This window comes from Aminipila luticellarii, from assembly GCF_004103735.1.
GTDB lineage: Bacteria > Bacillota > Clostridia > Peptostreptococcales > Anaerovoracaceae > Aminipila > Aminipila luticellarii.
The window spans coordinates 1,243,333-1,266,054 of the sequence record NZ_CP035281.1 but is presented as its reverse complement, the minus strand read 5'-3'; the positions used below and the strand labels follow the sequence as shown (position 1 = coordinate 1,266,054).

Annotated in this window: 20 protein-coding genes and 3 pseudogenes; 2 read left to right on the top strand and 21 right to left on the bottom strand. The window is 40.0% G+C overall.

Translation table 11 applies throughout. The annotated features are described in order from the left end of the window. Nucleotides 1-92: 92 nt before the first annotated feature. Nucleotides 93-854 carry a response regulator transcription factor gene (locus EQM06_RS13350; RefSeq protein WP_128745422.1) on the bottom strand — a complete coding sequence of 254 codons (762 nt, stop codon included), beginning with the start codon at nt 852-854 and terminating at the stop codon, nt 93-95. A gap of 293 nt (nt 855-1,147) precedes the next feature. Here EQM06_RS13350 and EQM06_RS05750 point away from each other — a divergent pair, with 293 nt between their 5' ends. Beyond that, complete coding sequence (locus EQM06_RS05750) at nt 1,148-1,429, top strand: hypothetical protein (RefSeq protein ID WP_205666604.1); 282 nt, start codon at nt 1,148-1,150, stop codon at nt 1,427-1,429. Nucleotides 1,430-1,556: 127 nt separating this feature from the next. Here EQM06_RS05750 and infC read toward each other — a convergent pair whose 3' ends face one another. From infC to EQM06_RS05705, 9 genes are all read right to left on the bottom strand, one after another. Further along, the gene (infC, locus tag EQM06_RS05745) at nt 1,557-2,075 is read right to left on the bottom strand and encodes a translation initiation factor IF-3 (RefSeq protein WP_128745420.1); all 519 of its coding nucleotides are present in this window, start codon (nt 2,073-2,075) and stop codon (nt 1,557-1,559) included. A 129-nt stretch (nt 2,076-2,204) separates the two neighbouring features. Further along, nucleotides 2,205-2,378: a zinc-ribbon domain-containing protein gene (locus EQM06_RS05740; protein WP_128745419.1), complete on the bottom strand. Its 174-nt coding sequence runs from the start codon at nt 2,376-2,378 to the stop codon at nt 2,205-2,207. A 226-nt stretch (nt 2,379-2,604) separates the two neighbouring features. Next, nucleotides 2,605-3,978 carry a stalk domain-containing protein gene (locus EQM06_RS05735; protein WP_128745418.1) on the bottom strand — a complete coding sequence of 458 codons (1,374 nt, stop codon included), beginning with the start codon at nt 3,976-3,978 and terminating at the stop codon, nt 2,605-2,607. Further along, a complete protein-coding gene (locus tag EQM06_RS05730; RefSeq protein ID WP_128745417.1) occupies nt 3,975-4,523 on the bottom strand; it encodes an RNA polymerase sigma factor in 549 nt (182 codons plus the stop codon). The genes EQM06_RS05735 and EQM06_RS05730 overlap by 4 nt, the downstream gene beginning before the upstream one ends. A 114-nt stretch (nt 4,524-4,637) precedes the next feature. Further along, the gene (locus EQM06_RS05725; protein ID WP_330548372.1) at nt 4,638-5,261 is read right to left on the bottom strand and encodes a flavodoxin family protein; all 624 of its coding nucleotides are present in this window, start codon (nt 5,259-5,261) and stop codon (nt 4,638-4,640) included. 183 nt (nt 5,262-5,444) lie between these two features. Then, nucleotides 5,445-5,945, bottom strand: coding sequence for a MarR family transcriptional regulator (locus EQM06_RS05720; protein ID WP_128745416.1), 501 nt, complete (start codon nt 5,943-5,945; stop codon nt 5,445-5,447). A 118-nt stretch (nt 5,946-6,063) separates the two neighbouring features. Further along, entirely contained in the window at nt 6,064-6,387 is a 324-nt protein-coding gene (locus EQM06_RS05715; protein ID WP_128745415.1) for a DMT family transporter, read from the bottom strand. Further along, nucleotides 6,381-6,761 (bottom strand): DMT family transporter, encoded by a 381-nt coding sequence (locus EQM06_RS05710; protein WP_128745414.1) that lies wholly within the window; start codon nt 6,759-6,761, stop codon nt 6,381-6,383. The genes EQM06_RS05715 and EQM06_RS05710 overlap by 7 nt, the downstream gene beginning before the upstream one ends. A gap of 425 nt (nt 6,762-7,186) precedes the next feature. Continuing rightward, a complete protein-coding gene (locus EQM06_RS05705; protein ID WP_128745413.1) occupies nt 7,187-8,077 on the bottom strand; it encodes a LysR family transcriptional regulator in 891 nt (296 codons plus the stop codon). A gap of 131 nt (nt 8,078-8,208) precedes the next feature. Here EQM06_RS05705 and EQM06_RS05700 point away from each other — a divergent pair, with 131 nt between their 5' ends. Then, nucleotides 8,209-8,988 (top strand): dimethylarginine dimethylaminohydrolase family protein, encoded by a 780-nt coding sequence (locus EQM06_RS05700; RefSeq protein WP_205666603.1) that lies wholly within the window; start codon nt 8,209-8,211, stop codon nt 8,986-8,988. 123 nt (nt 8,989-9,111) lie between these two features. On the opposite strand, the pseudogene EQM06_RS13495 reads toward EQM06_RS05700, so the two are convergent. The 11 genes and pseudogenes from EQM06_RS13495 to EQM06_RS05650 form a co-directional block, all read right to left on the bottom strand. Next, a pseudogene (locus EQM06_RS13495) lies at nt 9,112-9,183 on the bottom strand (hypothetical protein); the annotation flags it as partial. Between the two features lie 412 nt (nt 9,184-9,595). Next, complete coding sequence (locus EQM06_RS05690) at nt 9,596-14,494, bottom strand: S-layer homology domain-containing protein (RefSeq protein ID WP_128745410.1); 4,899 nt, start codon at nt 14,492-14,494, stop codon at nt 9,596-9,598. A gap of 471 nt (nt 14,495-14,965) precedes the next feature. Beyond that, on the bottom strand, nt 14,966-16,267 hold the full coding sequence (locus tag EQM06_RS05685; RefSeq protein WP_128745409.1) for a GHKL domain-containing protein: 1,302 nt from the start codon (nt 16,265-16,267) through the stop codon (nt 14,966-14,968). Between the two features lie 96 nt (nt 16,268-16,363). Beyond that, nucleotides 16,364-17,095, bottom strand: a complete 732-nt coding sequence (locus tag EQM06_RS05680) for a LytR/AlgR family response regulator transcription factor (protein ID WP_128745408.1) — start codon at nt 17,093-17,095, stop codon at nt 16,364-16,366. 277 nt (nt 17,096-17,372) lie between these two features. Then, nucleotides 17,373-18,485: pseudogene (gene tnpC, locus EQM06_RS13120) on the bottom strand (IS66 family transposase). A gap of 48 nt (nt 18,486-18,533) precedes the next feature. Beyond that, nucleotides 18,534-18,938: pseudogene (locus EQM06_RS13490) on the bottom strand (IS66 family transposase zinc-finger binding domain-containing protein); the annotation flags it as partial. A gap of 153 nt (nt 18,939-19,091) precedes the next feature. After that, the gene (gene tnpB / locus EQM06_RS05670) at nt 19,092-19,445 is read right to left on the bottom strand and encodes an IS66 family insertion sequence element accessory protein TnpB (RefSeq protein WP_128745407.1); all 354 of its coding nucleotides are present in this window, start codon (nt 19,443-19,445) and stop codon (nt 19,092-19,094) included. Continuing rightward, nucleotides 19,442-19,792: an IS66 family insertion sequence element accessory protein TnpA gene (tnpA, locus tag EQM06_RS05665; RefSeq protein ID WP_128745406.1), complete on the bottom strand. Its 351-nt coding sequence runs from the start codon at nt 19,790-19,792 to the stop codon at nt 19,442-19,444. Before tnpA ends, tnpB begins: the two co-directional genes overlap by 4 nt. Nucleotides 19,793-20,506: 714 nt before the next feature. Beyond that, entirely contained in the window at nt 20,507-21,490 is a 984-nt protein-coding gene (locus EQM06_RS05660) for a virulence RhuM family protein (RefSeq protein WP_128745405.1), read from the bottom strand. Between the two features lie 96 nt (nt 21,491-21,586). Then, nucleotides 21,587-22,012, bottom strand: coding sequence for a DUF6508 domain-containing protein (locus EQM06_RS05655; protein ID WP_128745404.1), 426 nt, complete (start codon nt 22,010-22,012; stop codon nt 21,587-21,589). A 163-nt stretch (nt 22,013-22,175) separates the two neighbouring features. Further along, nucleotides 22,176-22,682 carry a hypothetical protein gene (locus EQM06_RS05650; RefSeq protein WP_230975033.1) on the bottom strand — a complete coding sequence of 169 codons (507 nt, stop codon included), beginning with the start codon at nt 22,680-22,682 and terminating at the stop codon, nt 22,176-22,178. Nucleotides 22,683-22,722 lie beyond the last annotated feature (40 nt).

The following is a 22,722-nucleotide window of genomic DNA, read 5'->3' as shown; positions in this document are numbered from 1 at the left end:
ATAAAAAAAGGCATAAAAAATGCCACCTGATACTACTCCTTTCGTACCAGATGGCAGCCTTTTTATTATTTTACGCTTTTTTTATTTCATATTTACAGATGCTTTTTCTTCATCACTAAATCAATTAACTGTAAGCGATTTTTTACCTTGCACTTATGAAAAACATTACTCAGATGTTTTTTCACCGTGCTCTCACTTAAATCAAAAGAGTCGGCAATTTCTATGTTTCTTTTTCCTTGAAGAACCAGATTCAAAATCTGCATTTCCCTGTAAGTCAGATTGTATTCGTTTTGAAGGGCATCATTATTTAACGGATTGTTGTTTTTATTGGCAAGTTTCATTAAATACAGGCGATTGGTGATATGCGGCTCAAGAATTTTCATTATGAACAATTCCCGTTCTTTAAAAGGCCCCAGCTCTTTTTTTCTGCTCAGAGCAACCTCGCCCAGTATCCCGCTGAGATTCGCAAAATAGGTATCCAGTGTATAGTCAATCCCTTTCAGATACTGATTATAATACTCTGAGAACTTTCTTTGTTCGTCAGAAGCAATATCTTCCTGTCTCAATATAATCGAGGACACAAGCGGGTAAAACCGGCTTGCATAACCCATTTTATAGTAATATTGTTCATACTCTTCAAATTTTCCATCCGGAATATCAATACCCACCGGATGAACAAGAGGCGACGTGGAACTGGCTGCATCGCCCAAGTAAAAAGAAGCTCCCGTATAAGGGATAAGCGTTCTTAAATCCCTGAGGAAATCAAGACGTTTCATTCTTTCATCCGTCTCCAGATTTAGTTTATATATCATATTGCTGATATATACCCATTCTTCTTCTTTCAAATATGACATTGGTTTCCTTTCATTTCAATCATCCTTATTATTGTTAGACATTATACAATAAAAACGAGAAAAAAACAAGTAATCCCCTTTTCTATGCGGCTTTCAGCAGATTCTTCATTTTTATATCATGATTTTATGCAAAAATATCGTGTGTTTTGCCGCAACTTACGGTAAAATACATATAGAAGTTTATAAAAGGAGTATACAATATGCACACAACAACAAAATGGATTATAATTTTAGTAATCTTAGTCTTAGCTATTATCGGTCTTGTATTCTATTTACGTTACAGAAGGAAGCAATTGTACAAAATGTTTGAACAGGTTGCAGAATCTTCCAAACAAGTGCCAAAACAGAAAAGGCGCAGTTTCATCCTTCTTATGTTTAAAGAAAGTATGATATCAGCCAAAAATAAGAAATCCAATCCTCAAAGCCGAATGAATAATCCAAAATTTTTAGAAGCACAGCTCATACAAATGGGAAGTATTTTAAAAGATCCGTCCAAAGTAACGGATAAAAAAATGAAACAGGTCCTTCGGATGTATGACACATACATTCAGTGGGAAAAATCCAAGCTTAACTAATAAAATATCTCACAATAGGCGACAGCCCCGGTTAAATCGGGGCTGTTTTTAGCTTTAAATACAAAGAGCATCATTCCCGGCATATATCAAAAAATGCCTTGGATTTCTCCAAGACATTTTATTTTTTCTAGCTATTTTTAGGGACTAAGATCATCGTCATAGTTCTGCCCTCAAGAGCAGCACTCTTTTCGATAGAACCCACATCCTTTACTAAATCAGCAAATTTTGAAAAGACCTCTAACCCGTCGGTTGCGTATTTTTGCTGCCTTCCTTTAAAGCGGATGCTTACTTTTATCTTATTCCCCTGTGATAAAAATTTATAAGCATTTTTACTTTTTACCTCTAAATCGTGTTCTTCTATATTGGCGGATAACCGGACTTCCTTAATGGTTACGACCTTTTGGTTCTTCTTTGCTTCCTTCTCTTTTTTTGCTTTTTCATACATGGTTTTATTGTAGTCAATAATTTTGCATACGGGGGGAACCGCATTCGGAGAAATTTCCACTAAATCCAAATTCTTGTCAAATGCCAATTTTAATGCCTCGGAAGTAGATACGATTCCCAGCATCGTGCCGTCTGTGTCAACAAGCCTAATTTCATTATCATTGATTTCATCATTAATACGTGCGTCTTTTTTATTATTAATATTAAATACCTCCTATTAATCCTTCATATAAAAAAAGTGGCTTCGTTAATATCGCAAGCGATATTTCCTACGTAATAAATAAAAGTGGATTATTAAATCCACTTTTATTGCTTAAAATAAACATTACTATTAATATCTATTACCGTTACTTCTATTATTTCTTTGTTGTTTTCTTGCTCTTCTACATTCAGGACATCTTTGTGGTTCGTTTTCAAATCCTTTTTCTTTGTAGAACGCCTGCTCGCTTTCAGTAAAAGTGAATTCTGCTCCGCAGTCTTTGCATACAATTGTTTTATCAGCCATAATACTAATCTCCTTTGTTTTACTTAGGATTTCAAAATCAGAGACATCTCTCTAAATAAATCAAAGAAGTATTGTCACAAATAAATGAACCCTTAATCTATAATATTTTTATCTATTTCATTATAATATAATATTTTCCATTATACAATACTATTTTTAATATTTAAAAATTTTTTAATTTTACCTTTTCTAAATCATTTTATTCAAAAATTTCATTACATGTTTATCAAGGTATAACAACCCATACTGTATCTTTGATATCATGTGTACCTACACGACGATGCTCACTGCTGTCCCAAGGTTCTTCTTTGGGCTTCACCTTAAAATGCATGCCAAAAGCTAGGTATTCCGGTGCAAGCAGCTGCCCTTCAACTATACATACCGGATTAAACAGCTCAAATTTCTCACCATTTCTCAAAAGAATACTGCTTCCGTCCTTAAGAATATATATTTCATCATGGTAGTTGATTTGCGCCGAACGAGTCTTTTCATTCCATTGATATTTTGCCCCTAATTTACTGCAAAGTACTTCAACAGGTATCCAAGCTGTTTCATCTTTTATTACCGGTTTCAACTCAAAAGGACGCAATGCTTCATCAATATGAATCGTTTTAGTTTTAGTGGGATCCTTAATATCATACTCTATATTACCAACAATGATACTTTTAAAATCCGATGGTTCTGTTATTTCATAAAAAAGTCCTGTGCTGCCATAACGCCAAAGCTTAAGCTGTTCATCAAATACGTCATAGGAATTCATCCTTCCTCCAGGCAATACATCGGCTAAGTCGTTGCAGGTTTTGATTTTGCCGTTTTTCATACGAAAATACAATTCCGTATCCAGGTCATTTTGTGTTTTATAATTTCTCTCAAAATAAATCCCAAGAGGACTATATCTTAAAATTGCATTGCCATAAGGCTGGCCTTCCAAAATAAATTCCTTTGATTCCACATTGCATTTCATGGGAACGGTTATCTGCTTCCCTTCCTCCATACAGGCAAGCCTCAGAATGAAATCCACTTCATCCTCATTGAGAAAGCTGCTGCTGTATAATTGGAATGTCCGGGAGGTTTTGGTTTTCAAGTTTATTATTTCATTCTGGGTAAGATTCGAAATGGTCGCACGGTCCCGATATTTCGGTTCAAAGGAGATATCTGTTAACCCTATTCCAAAATAATCCTCCTTCATGAGCTTTGCAATCGCCTCATCGGTTAGGCCCTCCACCTTATAAACCACAAATACCTGATATTTAGAAACCAATTTCTGTTCCAACGTTAGTCGATATTGCCCATCCGTCACACTCTGCTCTTTCGTATCCACAAAATTGGTAAAGGGAGCCGTATCTCCCGCAAAATTCAACTTCAAAACATCTGCCTTAACTGCTGCAAATACGGTTGTCGTTGCCAACACCAGGAGTGCGGTAATAATAACTGCTGTTTTTATTACTTTCTGTCTCCTGTAAAGTTTTCTTTCCTTCACGTCTGTATTCAATGTGCCGTTTACTCTGTCAATTATGTCTTTTACGTTGACTTTTTCTTCTGTGTCTATGCTGTCTATCTCCAGCTCACAGCACAATTTGGAAAGTCGTTTATTCATCATAGTCTCCTCCCCTCATGATCCAGCATCTCCTTAAGTTTCTTTCTCCCACGTGCTAACCTTGTTTTAATAGTGGAAGCATTCATTCCTGTAAGCTTTGCAATTTTAGAAATTTTTTCATCATAATAATAATACCGCATAAAAAGCTCACTATCCGTCTCGCCCAGTGTAGAAATCAGATGAATCAATTGTTTTTGCTTCTCCCTCTGTTCAAGATATGCAACAGGCTCAGGATTTTCAGCAGTCATCCGTTCATCTAGTTCTTGGTGAACGGAAACTTGACGCAACTTGTTTTTTGCACAGTTTCGTGCTGCTGCTCCCAAATAAGCTTTGACCGTCCCCTTTTCGCTATCAAGGGAATCAGTATGCTTCCAAAGTCCCACAAATACGTCTGCCGTCGCTTCCTCCACATCTTCCTTTGTCATAATATTTCCAATGATATTATAAATAATCACGCTGACATAGGGTGTATACTCTTTCATTACTTTATCTAATGCATCACGCTTTCTCTTTTTCAAATTAAGCAAAAGCTTTTCATCCTCTTTCAAATCAGCCTTCCCCCCCTCTGGTTGTAATCATTATAACCTTTTTATAACCTGCTAAAGACATATACACAAAAAATAGGAGAAGGTTTCGACATTCTTAAGTTTTCCTGATTACTGCTAACAGGATGCTAAGACCAATGAAGATCCGAACTTTTTCAAACTCATATCCAAATCCTTTTTACTATGTGCCGGTTCATTTCGCAATCCGGTAACAATAGGCACTTCACTTACCTCAAATTCCAACACCTCAAACATTTGTTTCGTATAATCAGTATATACCTTGAACAGATTGGCATCCGGATTTCCCTGATTAAAGGAAAGAATCAGCCTCTGCTTCACCGCATGGTCATTAAAAAAAGGTGAAAAACGAGGAGAAAAGCGTGCAAACAGCCTATCGGTAAATATTTTCCCCTGAGCACTCATTTGCCCCATGTAAATCGGTACGCCTAGAACAATAGCATCCGCACGCTCAATCGCATCATAAATTTTCTGCATATCATCTTCGATTACACAACCCTGCTGACTCCTATGGCAGCTCCAGCATCCGCAGCACGGTTCGATATGAAGGTTACCGAAACTGAATGCACTGGTTTCGGCACCTTGCTCTTTTGCACCTCCCAATATTTTGTTTACAATAAAAGCAGTATTGCCTTCCTTACGCGGACTTGCGATAATACCAATAATGTTCATCCTTTCTTCCTCCCTTTTCACGTTAAATTTATCTATATTTTGTGGTTTCATCTATAAATCTCCTCTAAATATTTTTGAGTCACCAGACACAAAATACTATACTGTATTTTTGAGTCTTTGTCAACAATATGATTGCCACAAAAAAACAGCCCTCTCCAATAGATTGGGCTGCTGGAGCCATGTGCAATTAAGTATGCTTTAAAATCCAAATACAACACTTCCACTTTCGACTTTTTATTTTTGCATCCAAATACCTGCCATAAACCCAGATGTAATATCCACACCTAGTTTCTTTATTTCTGCATCCAAATGCTCCGTATACCTTTCTGTAAAAAGGAGCATCATATCCAATTGTTCCTCGGTTATTTGCTCAAATACAGCTTTGTCGCGCTGTTGAAATTCTTTATGTAATTCTTCATGAACTTTATTAAGTTCTTTTCCTTCTTCAGTAAGCTTAAAGTAAATTTCTTTCTTATTATCCGGCTTCCGGTAGCTTTCGATCAATCCTTTTTCTAGGAGCCTTTTCGTTAATTTACTTATAGCACTTCTTGTCATATAAAAGTACTCTGCAAGTTTGGTCACATTCGGATCTATATTTTGTCCAATATATTCAATACAATGGATTTCAGAAGGATTATAATTTCTAAGACTGATTTTCATATTAAAGCTATCCAGCCACATCATCTTGTTAAATAAATCTCTGAAATCCTTCATAAACTGTTGTTCTTTGTTCATGGTCTATCACCTCATCGTCAGTATATCGGCAATACAATATACTGTCAAGAAGCAAAGGAAATTCGTCAGAAGAAGGTAAAAATTTTCTGTCATATATACCCTTCATGCCGGCTTTACTCTACCATCCGAAAAGATTAAGCGTTAATGTACTGATTATAATTAGTATCAGAGCAAATACTCCCCATTTAGTCAGCTTCTGTTTATAGATAAAATATCCAACTATAGGTGTTACTATGGTGCCAACTGCCCCCCAGGTTGCATATCCTACACCCAGATCAATATCACTTAGACACATCCCAAAGAGGTAATAACTGAATGCATAACCAACAATGCAGATAATTGTTGGTTTTAGAACAGTCCAGCCTTTTGATTGTACTACAACAGAAGCAGCAACCATTTCACAAGTAATTGACAATGCCAGAAGTAAATAAGCCGTTAACATTTTTCTGCCTCCTCTCCAGTTGGCGTCTCCTCCGGTGGAGTTCCGAACAGGTTAAGAATGAAAACTCCCAGTCCCATTGCAAATATTGAAATCCACCCAACAATAGTCAGTGGCTGGTCAAAAATCATTACACCCATTAGTGAAGTTGCTATTGCACCTACACCAGTCCAGGTAGCATATCCTACCGCAAGATTTATTAGGTGTAGAATTTTTGAAAACAGTCCAAATGATACAAGATAACATAAAATTAAAATTACAGTAAGTTTCTTATCTGCAAACTGGCCGCAGGCTTCAAGACATGCCGAGCCGCACAATTCCAATACGATTGAAACTCCTAGAATAAGGTATGCCACAGGTTTTGATACATTTAACATTTGTTTAGCCCCTCCTCGTTTTTCTTTTGCCCTTCTATTTTAAATCTTGTCATTATGTCAAGGTCAATGCCTTAAAATAAGAAATGATGAGCAAATAAAGTTGGTCTTATATCAATTTACTTTATGTCATGGCATCTGCAACGCAAAATAAAGTCAAAAAAACGCAATGAAAAGCTAAAGCTTGACACTGCGTTAAAGTTCATTTAGTTCTATTCAGTTACTTCCAACTTTCAGCCAGTTCAACAAATGTGGTGTCTTCTTCAAGAGGCAGAATAATTTCAGTTACATAATCAGCTGTCTGGCAGCTTACCATTGGTTCACTTAAATATCCCAATACATCTGTGGCATCACTTTGCTGTTCTGGAATTATTTTTTTGCAATTTTGTCGATGCTATTTTGTGGATGCATAGTCCCTTGGAAATATGTCATAGTTCGATGGGCTTGTACTCCTCAGCTATCCAGCGGCGCGCATACTCGTAAAACCTTGATGCTGCGCCAGACAGAAGGTTATGGCTGCGGCAAGCGATTCCAAGGTCTCGGTAGCCCTGTGGGTCCAGAGGAATCGCCACAATTCGTCGGTCAAAACCCTGTATCATCATTACAGACATAAGACTAATGCCCAGCCCTTTCTCTACCATAGCGATTACGGCGTGATCGTCGCTTTCTACGAAACGTGCATCTAGGATAATCCTATTTTTGTCCAGAATAGCTGTAATCTCATCCTCCACCCCCTCGTTGAGCGCAATGTACGGCAGATTTGGCAGCTCGGAAATGTTGAGTTTTTCCATTCTGGCATAGGGATCATCTTCAGAAAAAATGCCTACGATGGGGTCACGGTACAGGAATTCGGACTCAAGTTCCGGTAAAGTTGGGTATGCAACAAAACCCACATCCACTCGTCCATCAGCTATCCAGCTGACAATCTGAGTATCTGTTCCGTGCAGCAGCTCGAATCTGATTCTAGGGTAATCCTGTTGAAATCTCTTTATCATCCCAGGGAGCCACTGTGCAGAGACACTGTTAAATGTTCCAATTCTAATAAGGCCTTCACGAAGGTCATTGATCTCTCCGATTCGCTCAGAAAGTCTACGTTGGTCATGAAGGACCGTTCTTATATATGGCAATAGCTGTTGCCCTTCTGTAGTAAGTTGTACACCGTTTCGTCCTCTAGTTAATAGTTTTAGATTCCATTGCTCCTCTAATGTATTTAATGCTCTAGTAAGCCCTGATTGCGTGTAGCCAAGCTCCTCCGCTGCCTGAGTCATTGTTCCAGTCTCGACAGCTTTGATAAATGCCTCGTATTGTGAGAGACTCATTTTTCACCTCCTTGATCGTTATATGATTAATACTCATGGAAACCATGATATACTTGTTGTTTACGAATCCCTGTTTGTATTATATACTTAGAGCATAGAAAAAATCAATTTAATCTTACGGAGGTATAAATATGTTTACAAAAGCCATTACCAAGAAACCTTGCAAAGCATTAATCGACGGAATATCCACAGCTCAGTTCGTAGAAGCAGGCGAAAAGCCAGAATACGAATTGTCCGCCAGACAGCATGATAAATACGTTGAGATTCTTGAATCCCTTGGATTAGAAGTTTTAGATTTAGAAGCCGATGAGCGTTACCCGGACTCCTGTTTTACAGAAGACCCAGCCGTTGTTATGGAGCGTTGTGCAGTGATCACAAACCCTGCAAAGGACTCCCGTAATGGCGAAAAGGAAGAAATCCTTCCGGCTATTCGTAAGTTCTATTCAGATGACCAGATTTTTCACATCGAAGCTCCAGGAACAATGGAAGGCGGTGATGTCATGCGTGTAGGAGATCACTTCTATGTTGGTCAGAGCGATAGAACAAACGCAGAAGGCGCCCGCCAGTTCAACGAAATAGTTACAAAGTTCGGCTACACTTCATCCACAGTACCTGTAACAGAAGGCCTTCATCTAAAGGATTTCGCAATCTACCTTGAAAACAACAATATGCTTGTTACAGAAACCGTTAACAAGCTAGAAGCTTTCAAAGACTTTAACCGCTTCGTTGTATCCCCTGACGAACTTTATGCAATCAACAGTCTGTACATTAATGGTACAGTTCTTGTTCCGGAAGGATATCCTAAGACTCTTAAAATCATCGAAGACCTAGGCTACCCTGTAAAGTTAGTTGATACAAGCGAGTTCAAGAAAATCGACGGCAGCCTCACTTGCTTGTCACTAAGATTCTGATACTAATTCATATTTTTAACGCAGCTTCGGCTGCGTTATTTTTACGAGCAGGGAAAAAGACTTTAAGCAAAAGCAGAACCACGGCTACTACTCTGTTTTCGGAGCAGCAACCGTGGCTATTGTTTAGTCTAAAGCTGCAAATTCCGTTACAGTTTTCAAATACGTCTCTGGATTTCCGTTCAAAATTTGGTCTGCGTAAGCAGCGGGTCATTATAAATCAAATAATCCAGCGCTGACCACTGATAGATGTATTGCCAACTTCCTCCTATGCTACAGTGGATCTCCTATCATTCCAAAAAACTTCAATGCTTCCGTGATTGCCCGTTCCTTTTCAGGTGGGCCTTTCGGCTGTTTGGTATTTTCAGACTTCGGTTTATTGTAATTCACTCGCTCAATAATCCCGTTTTTCTGCTTAATCTGGGCAATAAAGAGGGAATACACTTTCAACCCGGTCTATTCCAACACACGTTCTACATTTTCTTTCTTTTTTGCGTAAACGGTAAACCATTTGTCTAAAAGATAAAAATAATACCGCATGCTCATACTCAGCGAGTTTGAATCATGCGGCATTTTTCATTTGCTTGTACCTAGTTTCCCCTATCTTTTACTATTTCACAATGGTTTCAATAAACCGATCCATTACCGCTGCTACTTCGGCTCTTGTAGCGTTTCCCTGCGGAATAAAGCGATTTCCTTCTCTTCCTGTTATCACATTTGTCCCTTGGCAGTATTTAGCACCGTCCATGGCCCAAGATGAAATGCTTTCGCTATCTGCGTATACAAGGGAACCGTCTGTAACATCTGCCTTTTTTAAGAACTTCGCAAAGTTGAACATAATGGCTGCCATTTGCTCACGAGTTACCTTTTCGTTAGGTGCAAACAGGTTTTCTCTAACGCCTTTGACTAGCCCATTTTCATTGGCCCAAGTCACATACTTGGCATAGTAGTCGCTTGTATTGACATCATAGAAACTGCTTATTGCTGAAACGCTTCCATTTCCAGAAATGCTTCCATAAGAACGCTCATACAGCCTGCCGATTGCTGTTACAAACATGGCTCTTGTCATGCTTTCATTTGATCCAAACTGATCTTGAGTTTTCCCAAGGAAAATTTCACGCTCCGTTACAAAATCAATGCTTGGTTTAGCCCATACTATGGTATTGTCCGTAAAAGTCTTTGGATTTTCTTTGAATTCTACGGTGACGCTGGCAGGTGCAACATATTTATAGAGATTTCCTACAATCGCAGAAAAACCAATGTAAACCTTCTGGTTATCTTGATTGTAATACGCAAGTGCGCTTTTCTTTACAAAAATAGCACAAATTTTGTGCGTATTCCTGTCTTTAAAGGTATAATTTTCTGTTGCTCCTATGCTTTTTCCGTCAACTACTACATCTGCTATTACATAACCGTCATCTGGGATAAGAGTTGCAGTTTTTTTGTCTGTATTAATGGTGATTTTACCGCCCTCACTTTGCTCGGCGGTGATTATTGATAATACGACACTACTGTCTCCTGAACTACCACCTGTATTATGGGTTGGTGTTGTTGGCGTGGTATAGGCAATGGCATAGGTGGAGAATTTTTTTATAGTAAGCTTGATGGTTGCACCGTTATCAACAAGCTCAATTTTTTCGCCTGTTGGATTTGCCTCGGTGGTAATGGTATTTACCTCGGTTCCATGGTAACGATATACAACATAGTTTGCTCTGCCTTGAAGCGAGGTAGGAAGCGGAATAAGCACCTCTATTAAGCTTGGAAGTTCGGTAAGCGTAACGGACTGGGAAGAAATTTCGTTCCCACTACTATCCTTTACTGTCTTTAGTACAGATAAGTCAACGAAAATGCCTACTGTTTTTCCGTCTGATGTTGCAGTAGCTGAAATATCACTTGCGTTTGTTGCCGTGTTATCCTTTTTCTCTGCAATAAGCTTAATTTCAACGGAACCACCGTTTGTTACCACATCATTATCCATTAAAGTTACCCCTTTATCATACTCTGTGGCAGTTTCCTGAAATTGTTTATCAAGTCCACCTACGACGATTGCCGGTGTGTAAGGTTTTACCTCAACAACACTATTGGTCTTTCCGCTAGGAAGTATGATGGCACTTTCAAGGGTATTATTTGCACTATTCACTGCAACAAGCATAGTAACGGTAATTCCATTTTTACTCACCACCAGATTATAGGTGCCGTTTGTTACATTCTCAATGGTAAAGTTACCATCTGCATCGGTTTGAACCGATAGACCAACCTGGTTTTGTCCATACATAAGTTTAACGGTGGCATCCTGAACATTACTACTATTTCCATCCTGTACGATTCCTATAATTTTATAAGTTGGTATTTCCGCATAAGGTGTTGCCGCAATAGTAATCGTCTTTTGGGAAGTAAATAGTGTTTGCAGTCCCTTTGAAACCTGTATTTTGAATACATAGCTCCCTGTCGTTCCCGCCGGATCTGCACTTGTTCCGGCAATAGGCGCCGTGTAGCTTTGTTTGGTTACCGTTACGTTAACGGTATTGTTATTCACTGCACTTTCCGCTATAGCTTTGAGAACATCTTGAATAACAGCTTCATCGGTAGCGACTACTTGAGTCATATCTACATAATTTGCATTTTCTGCTGCATTTTTGGCATTGTTAGCCGCTGCAATGTCAGGGTCGGCGTCCTCTGTGATTGTCATTGTAATGCTTGTTGAGTCCTCAACGCTTCCTTTTGAAATCACAACAGCATATTTACCAGTTTCGCTGTTAAACGTAACAGTAGCGGTTACACCTGTAGCATCCCCTGTCAGCAAGCCATCCACATAACTTTGCACAGCCGCCGTTTTCGCTGTTTGATCTCCACCAAAGGCTACAGTTACTGTGCTGTCTTTAATGGCAGCTTTAGCTGCAGCAATCGCATCCACATCACTTACACCTGTAAAAGCTGTTGCCTTAATTGTAATTTTCTTTTTTTCTGTTATTTGTATTTGATCGCCCTTGCTTACGGTTACGGTGAACTCATAGCTGCCATTTGTGCCGGCAGGATCTGCGCTCGTTCCGGCAACTGGAGCAGTGTAGCTTTCTTTGTTAATTGTAACGGCTACATCATTATCGTTTATCGCTGTTATTGCGGTTGATTTAAGTGTGTCTTTGATTACATCTTCACTCATTGCCGCTGCCTGGTCCATATCTGCATAGGTTGCACTTTCTGCCGCATTTTTGGCATTGTTGACCGTTGCAATGTCAGGGTCGGCATCCTCTGTGATTGTCATTGTAATGGTTGTTGCGTCCTCAACGCTTCCTTTTTCAATCGCAACAGCATAGTTACCAGTTTCGCTGTTAAATGTAACGGTAGCGGTTACGCCTGTAGCATCCCCTGTCAGCAAGCCATCCACATAACTTTGCACAGCCGCCGTTTTCGCTGTTTGATCTCCACCAAAGGCTACAGTTACTGTGCTGTCTTTAATGGCAGCTTTAGCTGCAGCAATCGCATCCACATCACTTACACCTGTAAAAGCTGTTGCCTTAATTGTAATTGTCTTTTTTTCTGTTATTTGTATTTGACTGCCCTTGCTCACGGTTACGGTGAACTCATAGCTACCATTTGTGCCGGCAGGATCTGCGCTCGTTCCGGCAACTGGAGCAGTGTAGCTTTCTTTGTTAATTGTAACGGCTACATCATTATCGTTTATCGCTGTTATTGCAGTTGATTTAAGTGTGTCTTTGATTATATCTTCACTCATTTCCGCTGCTTGGTCCATATCTGCATAGGTTGCACTTTCTGCCGCATTTTTGGCATTGTTGACCGTTGCAATGTCAGGATCGGCCGCTACTGTTACTGTTACTGTATACTCTTTTTTTGTTCCGTCTTCGGCCGTTACTGTATAAATAACAGGGTCTGTAAAGTCTTTTCCTATACCGCTTATAGGGGAAATGGTTGATTTTGCTGAAACAGCAATGGTGGGAACAAGGTTTGTAACAGTGGTGCCATATGGAACGATAACAGCAATATTTGTTCCTGTTATTGTCCCTGTTACAGTAGGGCTTGCAAAGCTAAACCCCGTAATATCGCAAGCATTACTTGCTGTTACCGGCCAAGTTACTGTTATTGTAAGTGTTTTATTAGCGTCAGAAAGTACGACAGCAGCTGTGCCACCATTTGTAACAGTTATATCTCCTGCCGCAATTGTGCTGTCAAACTCATACCCTGTGCTGGCAGTATACACATATTTTGTTTTGTATTCTGCGCTTGCCGCAAAGCTGCCGCTTGCAGTAGCATAGGCTATACCGTCCTCAGACCAAGTGATTTCTGGAGCCATTGCACCTGTTGGCACTGTGTTTGTACCATCTGCAACGACTGCTGCTGTAACAGGGGCAGTTGTACCAATTGTAATTGGCTTGGCGATTATTGTTGGAGGAACAAAAAATGTTGGATAACCTCCAGAAACCGATACCCAAGTGCTGGCTCCTGAAATACTGGAACCATTATTGTTTAACGTTGTAACAAAAGCTGCGTCCTTCATGTCGGCTGATGTCATTTTTGTTGTACTGTCAGTACCACTTCCAACGCCTAATTTGTTTGCATCAGTTCTAGCGCCACTCACGTTCTGCTCTGCATTACTATTCCAGTATGATTTTGTAATCGTCATGCTTTGTCCCAATCCGATCAATGCACCGACATTGGTTGAATATGAGCTACTGAAAGTGCCAATGACAACGCCGGTAGCATAGCAGTTTGTGATTGGGGTGTTTTGTCCCCACCCAATCAATCCACCCACATTTGAAGGCCTCCCGCCAAAAACATCGCCTGTGGCATAGCAGTTTGCAATTGTATCGCCATAATTCCCTCCAATCAGGCCGCCAACAGAAGCACTGCCTCCACCGTTAATACTACTGGTAGAATAACAATTTATGGTTGTTGTACTTTCACTATATCCAAGCAAGCCACCTACATTAGCATAAGCACCGCCCGTAACGGAACCTGTAGCATAGCAGTTTGTGATTTTAGCGTTATAATTTCTACCAACCAAGCCCCCAACAGAAGCAATGTAATAATTTGAATTAATTGCTATATCAACCCCAAGATTTTTAATTGTCCCACCCTCAACATTTCCAAACAAGCCTACATACTGTAGATTGCTTTCAGGAGTAGTAGTTGAGCCTATTTTAACTTGTGTAATTTTTTTGCTGTTGCCGTCAAACGTGCCCTTAAATGAATAATTTGTCCCTCCAATTGGCGTCCACGCAGTATTAAGAGCAATATCATTCTGAAGCACAAAGGTTGTGTATTGATATGTAGTCCCACTGTTTACCTTCGTTGCTAAAGCACGGAGCTGTATCTCGTCACTGATGGTATAGGTCACAGGTACTGAGCTTGTACCTGCCGGAGCTCCTGACGAGTATGCTGTTTCACTTGCAGCGAACACAGGCATTGTCATTTGTGGCAATAACCCGATTGTCATGGCAACTGTTAAGATTAAAGACAAAAATATCTTTCCTTTGATTTTGGTTGTTTTCATATATTTTCCTCCTTGTATTTACATGCACCGTTTTCAGTAGGATGTTCGGTATAAATACCAAAATCCCCGTATTTGCAATACCAGCACTCCACATGAGAATAATCGTCCTGCGTCCTGTTCAAAGGCATCACAGGAGTCGTTTCGTCCTGTCAAACCATCCAGCATAACTTTATTTGCATTTGTATTACTTCATTGTTTCTGCGTAGCAATTCTGCACCGTACCTTTATTGAATCCGACTAAGGTACCCACTCTGGCGGCCTGAAAATTAAAAAAGTTTATATTACAAGAAATGAGTCCTAGGTTTTTGATTACGTTAATTGAAACATAGCATAAAAAGGAGCGCAAAAACCATTTTTGGGGCAATTGCTATCATTTTGGGGATAATTGCCTGATTATATCAAAATAGCTGCTGTCAGTGGCTGACAGCAGCTATTGGGAAAGTTCCTAATTGTCTTTTCTTATTGAACATTTCAAAGCTCATTGAGGACGATTTGAGCAATAAACTTACCATTATTTACTGAAAATCCTGATGTGCCTTCATACCGCTCTGCGGTGTAGATCAGACTTCTTATGCCTGTTCCACCGCTTCGCTTCTGGGTTTTTGGCAGTTCACCTTCAAAGTCAATATCCTCACGGCAAGTGTTCTCAACTTGTATACGCAGTCTTCCATCCGTATATCTTACGGTCACAGTAATTTCCCGTATATTCCCATCCGGCAGCCGCAAACAGCCCTCAACGGCATTTTCAAGTATATTGCCAAAGATACAAGTCAAATCAACATTATCAATCCCTATTTGTTCAGGTACAACTAGTTGAAAAGTAATCTTAATTTGTGCCTGCTTCGCTTTTTTCGCATAAGCATTGCAAACACTGTTGATAATTGGATTCTTGCAATAGACCGTGCTTTGGCTCATGTCCAGAGCCGCATCAAAACTTTGCATATATCCTTCCAGTTCGCTCCATTTACCGGCCTTAAGCATTTCCATAATAACTGCATTGTGGTGATGCATATCATGCAACTGCTGGGATGCCAACGCTACTGCCGCCTTTTGCCGTGCAAGCTCCGATTCCCACAGCTTGTCTTGTTGTACCATGAGTAAGTTTCGGTTTTCCAAAGCATATTTCTCTACAATATCACTTGCCTGAATATACAGGAGATAGTATACCGCTAAGAACAACAGATAGACGATGACGATAACAATTTGATTCCAGTTTTTGCTCTCCCAAAAAAAATATGGAACCGGATAGTACAAGAGAACGATTTGAAGAACTAAAAACATCAGAGGAACCAATGTGGCTGCACGCCATTCTTTGTCCAAAGAATCCACCAATCTACGAAAGTGCGGGCGAACAAATTTAAACAGCAACGGGATAATCGCCCCATAGATGAGTGTACGGGCGATGTTGTACTCCGTCACATACGCAACACCACCTCCGCGTATACTCAACATTGAACTCATGTAACTGATGGCGATATATATGTTAATGCATGTCAGAAAATTAAAGACCGACACGAAAAAGGGGTCGGCAGAGCAGATTAAAAACCATGCAAGTATCAGTACCAGAACGATAACAATGGCAACACTATCCGCCGCATGAATACCCCGGGTAAAAAGCACTCCGCAAAGAATGCTGATTCCCAAAAGCATTACAAACAATCCTGCTGTGATGCGTTTTTTGACAGGTTCTCGAAAGTCCATGGTAGAGGCCGATGTGAAAGTTGCCCCAATAACTGATTCAACAAATGAAAAAAATAATAAAATTTCGTACATTACCGTCCCCTCCTTCTCTCTTTATTTTATCTCAAAATAAGCATAAAAACTGTTTCTGGGGTAATTGCTATTATTTTAGGGAGAATTGGCATAGTTTCAGTCCTCGGTGAACATTTGGAACCGCAAAAATTCCTTCTTTAAGTTTTGGTAGGCACGGTAGGGGTAAGGAAGACGTTCACCAGTATCAAACAGGATGGCATCCTTTGAAATCTGGCGTATGTATTTAAGGTTTAGGTTCAGAGAAGCACCGCATCGGACGAAATATTTATTCTGTGCAAGCAGCTCAAAAAGTTCTGAGGCTGTCATGCGAACCTCCAGCTTCTTTCCCTGGGTCGTATGAATAATCTGATAGTTATTTCGCCCCGTTTCTGTAAAAACCACATCTCGTGGTGTAAGGCGAGTGATACCCTCTGACGTCTTGAGGGTGATAATATTTTGCTGATCCGCATTCATTCGTGATATGATTTTATCCAAAGCAGCAAAGAGCCCATCTTCTGTATAGGGCTTAACCAGATATTGTGCAGCATCCACTTCAAAGGCATCAAGAGCATGTTCCCGTGACGTGGTGAGGAATATGATTTCAGCCCCATCCCCAAGATGACGAAGTTCTCTTGCCGCATCCGTCCCCAGCATCCCGGCCATATAAACATCCAGCAGTAATATGTCAAAGCCTCCCTGCTCAGCCACATGCGATAACAGCTCTAAGGGTGCAATGAATGAGCAGGTTTTAATATCATATTGTGGGCGCTCATGAGCATACTTTATAAGTAATTCTTTGGCGTTTGTAAGCTGTTGAGGCTCATCATCACAGATTGCAATATGGATCATTGGTCTATTCCCCTTTCTCTACTGTCTTAATGTTATTATTATAATTGTATTTCTTCAAAAGATAAGATTCAACATAAATCTCTCTTTTTTCCCCGCTAATTACTAAATTCATTTAATCAAAGTTTCCAGGGGTAAATGTTGCGTAAGCGTCAAACCATAGACCTTAATTAAAATAATAGCAGGCATCGTTAGCAAATAAGCTGTCAGCGCCTGCTGTTTTTGTTATATAAGTTAGTGCTAATTAGCACCAACGAAATTCCAATCATCTACGTTAGTGTTAATCAATATCAACGTCTTGTGTTAACTCGCTAAGATTTCTGCAATGCTGTGGGATACTTTCAGACCAAGGCAAAAGCTTTGATATTTTATTTCTATCATCCGTATCAATGTTTGGAAGCTGCTCAAGCAGATATTCTAAGTAAGGGAAAGGATTTAAGTTGTTTGCCTTTGCTGTTTCCACAATACTATAGATTACGGCACTAGCATCTGCTCCTTTTGGCGTATTAAAGAAGAGAAAATTCTTTCTTCCGATTACAAATGGTTTAATGGCTCTTTCAGCTCTATTGTTTGAAAGTTCACATCTGCCATCTTTGAGGTAGTTTACAAGATATTTCTCTTGGTTTAAGCTATATCTTACAGCAGCTCCTAGTAAACTTTTCGGTGCAACCATATTTTCTACAGATTTTAACCATGCAAAGTAAGCCTCTATCACAGGCTTTGCTTCTATATTTCTTCTTTCATAGCGTTCTTCCGCCGAAAGGTCTTTTAAATCTTGTTCCAGCCTGAATAATGTGTTGCAATATTCCAGGCCGATTTGGATATTCGTTGCATCCAAGCCTTCTTTGTCTGAAATGCCTTTGATTGCCTCATCCCATTTTCGCCTGGCATGAGCCCAGCAGCCACACTGGATCACCTCTGCCTCCATGCCATCTTTCGGTGTAGAAAGTTTATGATAACCGGCATATCCATCGGTATGAAGATATCCTTTAAACCCTTTGAGAAAACTTGCAGCATAATCTCCACTTCGTCCCGGTTTGTAATCATAAAGAACAATAGGAACCGAGTCGCTGCCTGAAAGGTACACTCACATATAGCTGTCAACAGTTGCTTCTCGTCCCGGTTCATGTAGCACTTCTGTTACCGTTTCATCTGCAAAAAGAAATTCTCTTTGAACCAGATCCTCATGCATCCGCTTGTAAATCTTTGAAAGATGTTGCTGGGACGCTTTTATCATCCAGTTAGCCAGAGTTTGTCTAGAAAGTTTTAGCCCATATTTCTTAAATTGCTGTTCCTGTCTGTATAGAGGGGTAGCATCCACATATTTTCGACTCATTATGTAGGCGAGCATAGAAGGAGAAGCTAGACTGTTTCGAAGTACCGGGTTTGGCATTTCGGCACGAATGATATTGGAATCAACGCCTTCTTTATCACAAGCTCTGCAAACATAGACATGCCTTACGTGCTCTACAATCTGAACCTGTGCAGGAATCAATTTAAATTCTTTTCGAATTTCCTTTTTCATTTCAGATAAATGTCCGCCGCATTTATCACAAATCAGTTCATCCCCTGTAAGGGTGTACTCAACTATTGTAGTAGGTAATGCTTTCGTAATCTTATCTTTATGTCCTTTTTTCTTCTTGTTTTGGATTTTTACCTCTGACAAAGTGGGCTCATTCATGACAATGCCGGAGGCTTCATATTCGCACTCGTTAAAGAAGGTTAGCTGATCAAAAGGAGTATGCTCACTGGAAGGTCCGAAACGTCTTGCTCTTCCTAGTTTGTATTGCTCCTCAAGCCATGAAACTTTAGCTGAAAGTTCTTCATTCTCAGAAGCGACACGCATTGCAAATGCTTCAAGTTCTGCTCTACTCATTTTGGATAAATCTATTGTTTTTGGCGACTTTCTATTCACGCTAAACCTCCTAAACTGATAATTTATTATACCACAAATTACCCTCAAAAACAAGCTGAACCCTTAAAATTACAAGGGTTTAAGTCAAATCATTGTATAGTTTTTATGAGGCGAAAACTGCTCCATGACAAGGCCATCAAGAAGCCTGTTTAAATCGTTTTTACTTATGTTGATTGTTCCTTCCACCTCTTTGAACACCGGCCAGCAAAACCTGCCTCTTTCACGCCGTTTGTGATACAGCGTAAATCCATCCATATCCCATTTTAGCACTTTGATGACATTCTTATGCTTATTGCAAAACACAAACAATTCTCCGTCAAAAGGATTCTTTCCGAAACTACCTTGGACAATGGCTGCAAGCCCGTTGATGTTTTTTCGGAAGTCTACTGGTTCATAGCAAAGATAGACTGCTTTCGCTTTTGTAAGTCTTTGTATCATAAAGCTTTTAACACCTTTAGAAGTTCAAATATTTGCTGGCTGCTGCAACCTAATGGCAGATCTATAGCTAAATTATCTTTTTTAAGAGTGAGGATAGGACTGATCTGGGGCATGAATTCTCCATCAGAAGAAGGCAAATCTGGAGATAAGCAATCAGAGCTAACTTTCAGCCAACGACTCTGGTTTACAGATGAATCCTCCTTACGAATTTTTCTGCTCCAGTACCCCAAAGTACTGATGGGGATATTATATTTATCGCACCACCGCTTTTGTGATAGCCCACTTTCCTCATAATCTTTAACCTTAAACCGCCATAGTTGTTTTTGTTCTTCCGTTGCTTTTGCCATATGAAAACGCTCCCTTCAAATTACTTTTCCGGAAGCATTATCTCATATCTTATTTATTTTGTGAATGCGCCTATAGTTTGACGCTTACATTTAATCAAAGTTTACAGGGGTAAATGTTGCAGTTATTTTTGGTTTTATATGAAAACAGAGGCACCAAGATTTATCATCGATGTACCTCTGAATTTTCTTTATTTTAATTTTAAAATGTTAGGGATGCCTGCCGTTACTGTTAAAACAACCTTTTTCCGTCTGAAATATTTATACATCGTTTTGCAGGGGTTCCATAAAAATAACAATATGTGCAACCATCACTAATTTTATAGCAGCCCTGTCCATGGTTCCCGGTTCATAGTGCCCTACCCTATTTAGTCAATTTTGTCCATTCTTCTCCAACAAACAAACACACTCCACATGGCACGATACCTCGGTTATGATGTCAGGTTATCAGGTTAGTCGTTGCCTGTTCGTGGAAACTTATCCAAGACCGCATTTTTGCGCTTGATATGTAGCTTATTTGCCATCACTGACAGACTATCACATTTTCAAAAAAGTGCCTTTTTACCTATTATATCAGGCTCGTTAATCCATAAATCCTTGTGCTTTTTACTCTCTCAAAATTCTCGATAGGGAACACGTCCACTCCCACCGTATCGACACCCGAATTTCACTGTCTCAACTTGAACTATCCGGAAATTCCGGATAGTTCATAATAGATTATTTTTTGCCCTTCTGTTCCAGTTGCTTAATACTATCCAAATAATCCTGCTCAACACTACTCAATGTTTTCGCTTTGTATTTTTTATACTCCGTCCGTGCCTTGTCCATTGCCTGATTATGGCTGATAGCTCCATTTCCAATCAGGAGATTTTCTCCTGTGGAGGTCAAAATGCCATCGAGATGTTTGACCCAATCCTCCATAGTCATTGGAATCTCACGCTCTGCCTGTCTCTCTGCAAAATCAAGATATCCAGAAACAAGTTGGCCCATCGCACGAAGCTCTTTTTCATCCAGGTAGTTCTTTGCAATCTTCGCTTCACGGAGCGTAGGCTGGTCTCCTGAAAAAGTCATCAACCCCATAAAATCCTTTTCTGCATCAGCACGATGATAGATAACCTCTGCTGCAGTTTCACCGGAAACAGCATAATGAATCTTGTTCTGTACTCGCTTGAAAAATTGTATAGAGACTGCTGCGTTAGGATTGTAATCAACACTGGTCGCATAGATTTCCAATACCTGACGATAGAACACTTTTTCAGAAGCTCGGATGTCACGGATTCTTTCAAGTAACTCCTTAAAGTATCCGCCACCGCCCAGTTCTTTTAAGCGGTCATCATCCATTGCAAAACCTTTTTTGATGTATTCCTTTAATATGTTCGTTGCCCATATACGGAATTGAACACCACGTTGGGATTTCACTCGATAGCCAACGGAGATAATAACATCAAGATTGTAGTAATCCACTTGATACGTTTTTCCATCCGTAGCAGTTGTTGCAAAATTTGCAACAACTGAATTTCTGACTAATTCTCCATCCTCAAAGATGTTTTTGATATGCTTGGATATGGTAGACTTATCTCGTTGAAACAAATCAGCCATCTGTTCCAGTGACAGCCACACCGTTTCGTCCTGCATACTGACATCTATCTTCGTTAGACCATCTTCGGTCTGGTAGATTATTATTTCTCCACGGTCATCCATACTGTCGTCCTCCTGTTCTAATTCTTTTCACAGCATTTCCATCGCCGAACTATAAATGGCATTTTTTTATTCACTACCGCAGTTTGTCTTCCTCATTCAATGCATAATTTGCGAATCTAAGTTCTGAAGCCTCTCTAACCATCTCTGAATGCTACCATCTTTGAAAAATCCTAATAATGCACCATCGCAGAAACGTTCTGCTCTTACAACTCCCATTATCATTGCCATTACACATTGAGCATCAAGATGGGAAACATCAGCTTCGTTCATCGATTTGCTTCCCCATTCGATGTTATGTTCATTGAGTATTTCTCCGTATCTGGTCAACTTCATTTCAGGGTGTTCCTTTTCAAACTTGTAAACATCCTGGACAAATGAGTCCACTATTTCAGAATAATTAACAAACGGCCATTGAATCGGATGCTCTGTAGTGCCGTCGTTCTCACGGTCAATTACCCATTCTCCGTACTTATCTTTCCCTAAACAAGGAATATACTTTTTCATCATATTAAATTCATTCATCGGTATCCTCCTCATCGTCAGGCTCAACTCCAAGCAGATCCTGTAAAGCCGCAAAGTTGTATGGGTACGCATTGCTGCCGCCAGTCTTAAAAGGCTTGTTCCCATCGGAAAACTCAATCGTGAGCTCCCACTGTGTACCGTCGACAACGCAGGGATTAGGGATTCATATAGCTGTCCGCCATTCACCGATATGAAGCTCACGAACCCCATCAAGGAACTCCTTTTTATCACATGGATAGTCCAGTCCGTCAGGGAGATTTGATGGTTTCAGGATAAGAGAATGCTCTACGTCAAAATGGATGTGTTCTTCATCCACTGTAATGGTGCGTGTTTCATAACCGCCAAAGAAGCCACCGATACTGAAAATAACTTTGCTAATGGCCGGAATGCTGGCGTCGAACAGTTCTGCTTTCTGCTCCGCTTTTGATGGAGCATAGACACCGCCAACATCACTCAACGCCTGCTTTGCTCTTTCGAGGTACATGCGAGCACACCAGAGCCTGGTGCTTTCACTCGGCATGATGATTGCCTCACTGCCGTAGTCCGGGCTTTCCATTGTATTTTTCAGTCGGCCCATTTCCTGCTTCAGGCCACGAATAGCTGTCATAATCTGCTTTTCATTTTTTCCTTTGAGGTATTCCTCATAGTAGCCTTCCGGGCTAATCATCATAAACCTTCACCTCGATTCATAAATATATTTCAATTATGTA

Excerpts from the sequence above, each read along its gene's own strand:
- EQM06_RS05710 (WP_128745414.1), bottom strand. The coding sequence starts at position 6,761 with ATGTTAAATGTATCAAAACCTGTGGCATACCTTATTCTAGGAGTTTCA.
- tnpB (WP_128745407.1), bottom strand. The coding sequence starts at position 19,445 with ATGATACAAAGACTTACAAAAGCGAAAGCAGTCTATCTTTGCTATGAA.
- EQM06_RS05655 (WP_128745404.1), bottom strand. The coding sequence starts at position 22,012 with ATGAATGAATTTAATATGATGAAAAAGTATATTCCTTGTTTAGGGAAA.
- EQM06_RS05700 (WP_205666603.1), top strand. The coding sequence starts at position 8,209 with ATGTTTACAAAAGCCATTACCAAGAAACCTTGCAAAGCATTAATCGAC.
- EQM06_RS05725 (WP_330548372.1), bottom strand. The coding sequence starts at position 5,261 with ATGAAACCACAAAATATAGATAAATTTAACGTGAAAAGGGAGGAAGAA.
- EQM06_RS05650 (WP_230975033.1), bottom strand. The coding sequence starts at position 22,682 with ATGATGATTAGCCCGGAAGGCTACTATGAGGAATACCTCAAAGGAAAA.
- tnpA (WP_128745406.1), bottom strand. The coding sequence starts at position 19,792 with ATGGCAAAAGCAACGGAAGAACAAAAACAACTATGGCGGTTTAAGGTT.
- EQM06_RS05715 (WP_128745415.1), bottom strand. The coding sequence starts at position 6,387 with ATGTTAACGGCTTATTTACTTCTGGCATTGTCAATTACTTGTGAAATG.
- EQM06_RS05680 (WP_128745408.1), bottom strand. The coding sequence starts at position 17,095 with ATGATCCATATTGCAATCTGTGATGATGAGCCTCAACAGCTTACAAAC.
- EQM06_RS05705 (WP_128745413.1), bottom strand. The coding sequence starts at position 8,077 with ATGAGTCTCTCACAATACGAGGCATTTATCAAAGCTGTCGAGACTGGA.
- EQM06_RS05685 (WP_128745409.1), bottom strand. The coding sequence starts at position 16,267 with ATGTACGAAATTTTATTATTTTTTTCATTTGTTGAATCAGTTATTGGG.
- EQM06_RS05690 (WP_128745410.1), bottom strand. The coding sequence starts at position 14,494 with ATGAAAACAACCAAAATCAAAGGAAAGATATTTTTGTCTTTAATCTTA.
- EQM06_RS05735 (WP_128745418.1), bottom strand. The coding sequence starts at position 3,978 with ATGATGAATAAACGACTTTCCAAATTGTGCTGTGAGCTGGAGATAGAC.
- EQM06_RS13350 (WP_128745422.1), bottom strand. The coding sequence starts at position 854 with ATGTCATATTTGAAAGAAGAAGAATGGGTATATATCAGCAATATGATA.
- EQM06_RS05720 (WP_128745416.1), bottom strand. The coding sequence starts at position 5,945 with ATGAACAAAGAACAACAGTTTATGAAGGATTTCAGAGATTTATTTAAC.
- EQM06_RS05660 (WP_128745405.1), bottom strand. The coding sequence starts at position 21,490 with ATGGATGACCGTGGAGAAATAATAATCTACCAGACCGAAGATGGTCTA.
- EQM06_RS05740 (WP_128745419.1), bottom strand. The coding sequence starts at position 2,378 with ATGGCTGATAAAACAATTGTATGCAAAGACTGCGGAGCAGAATTCACT.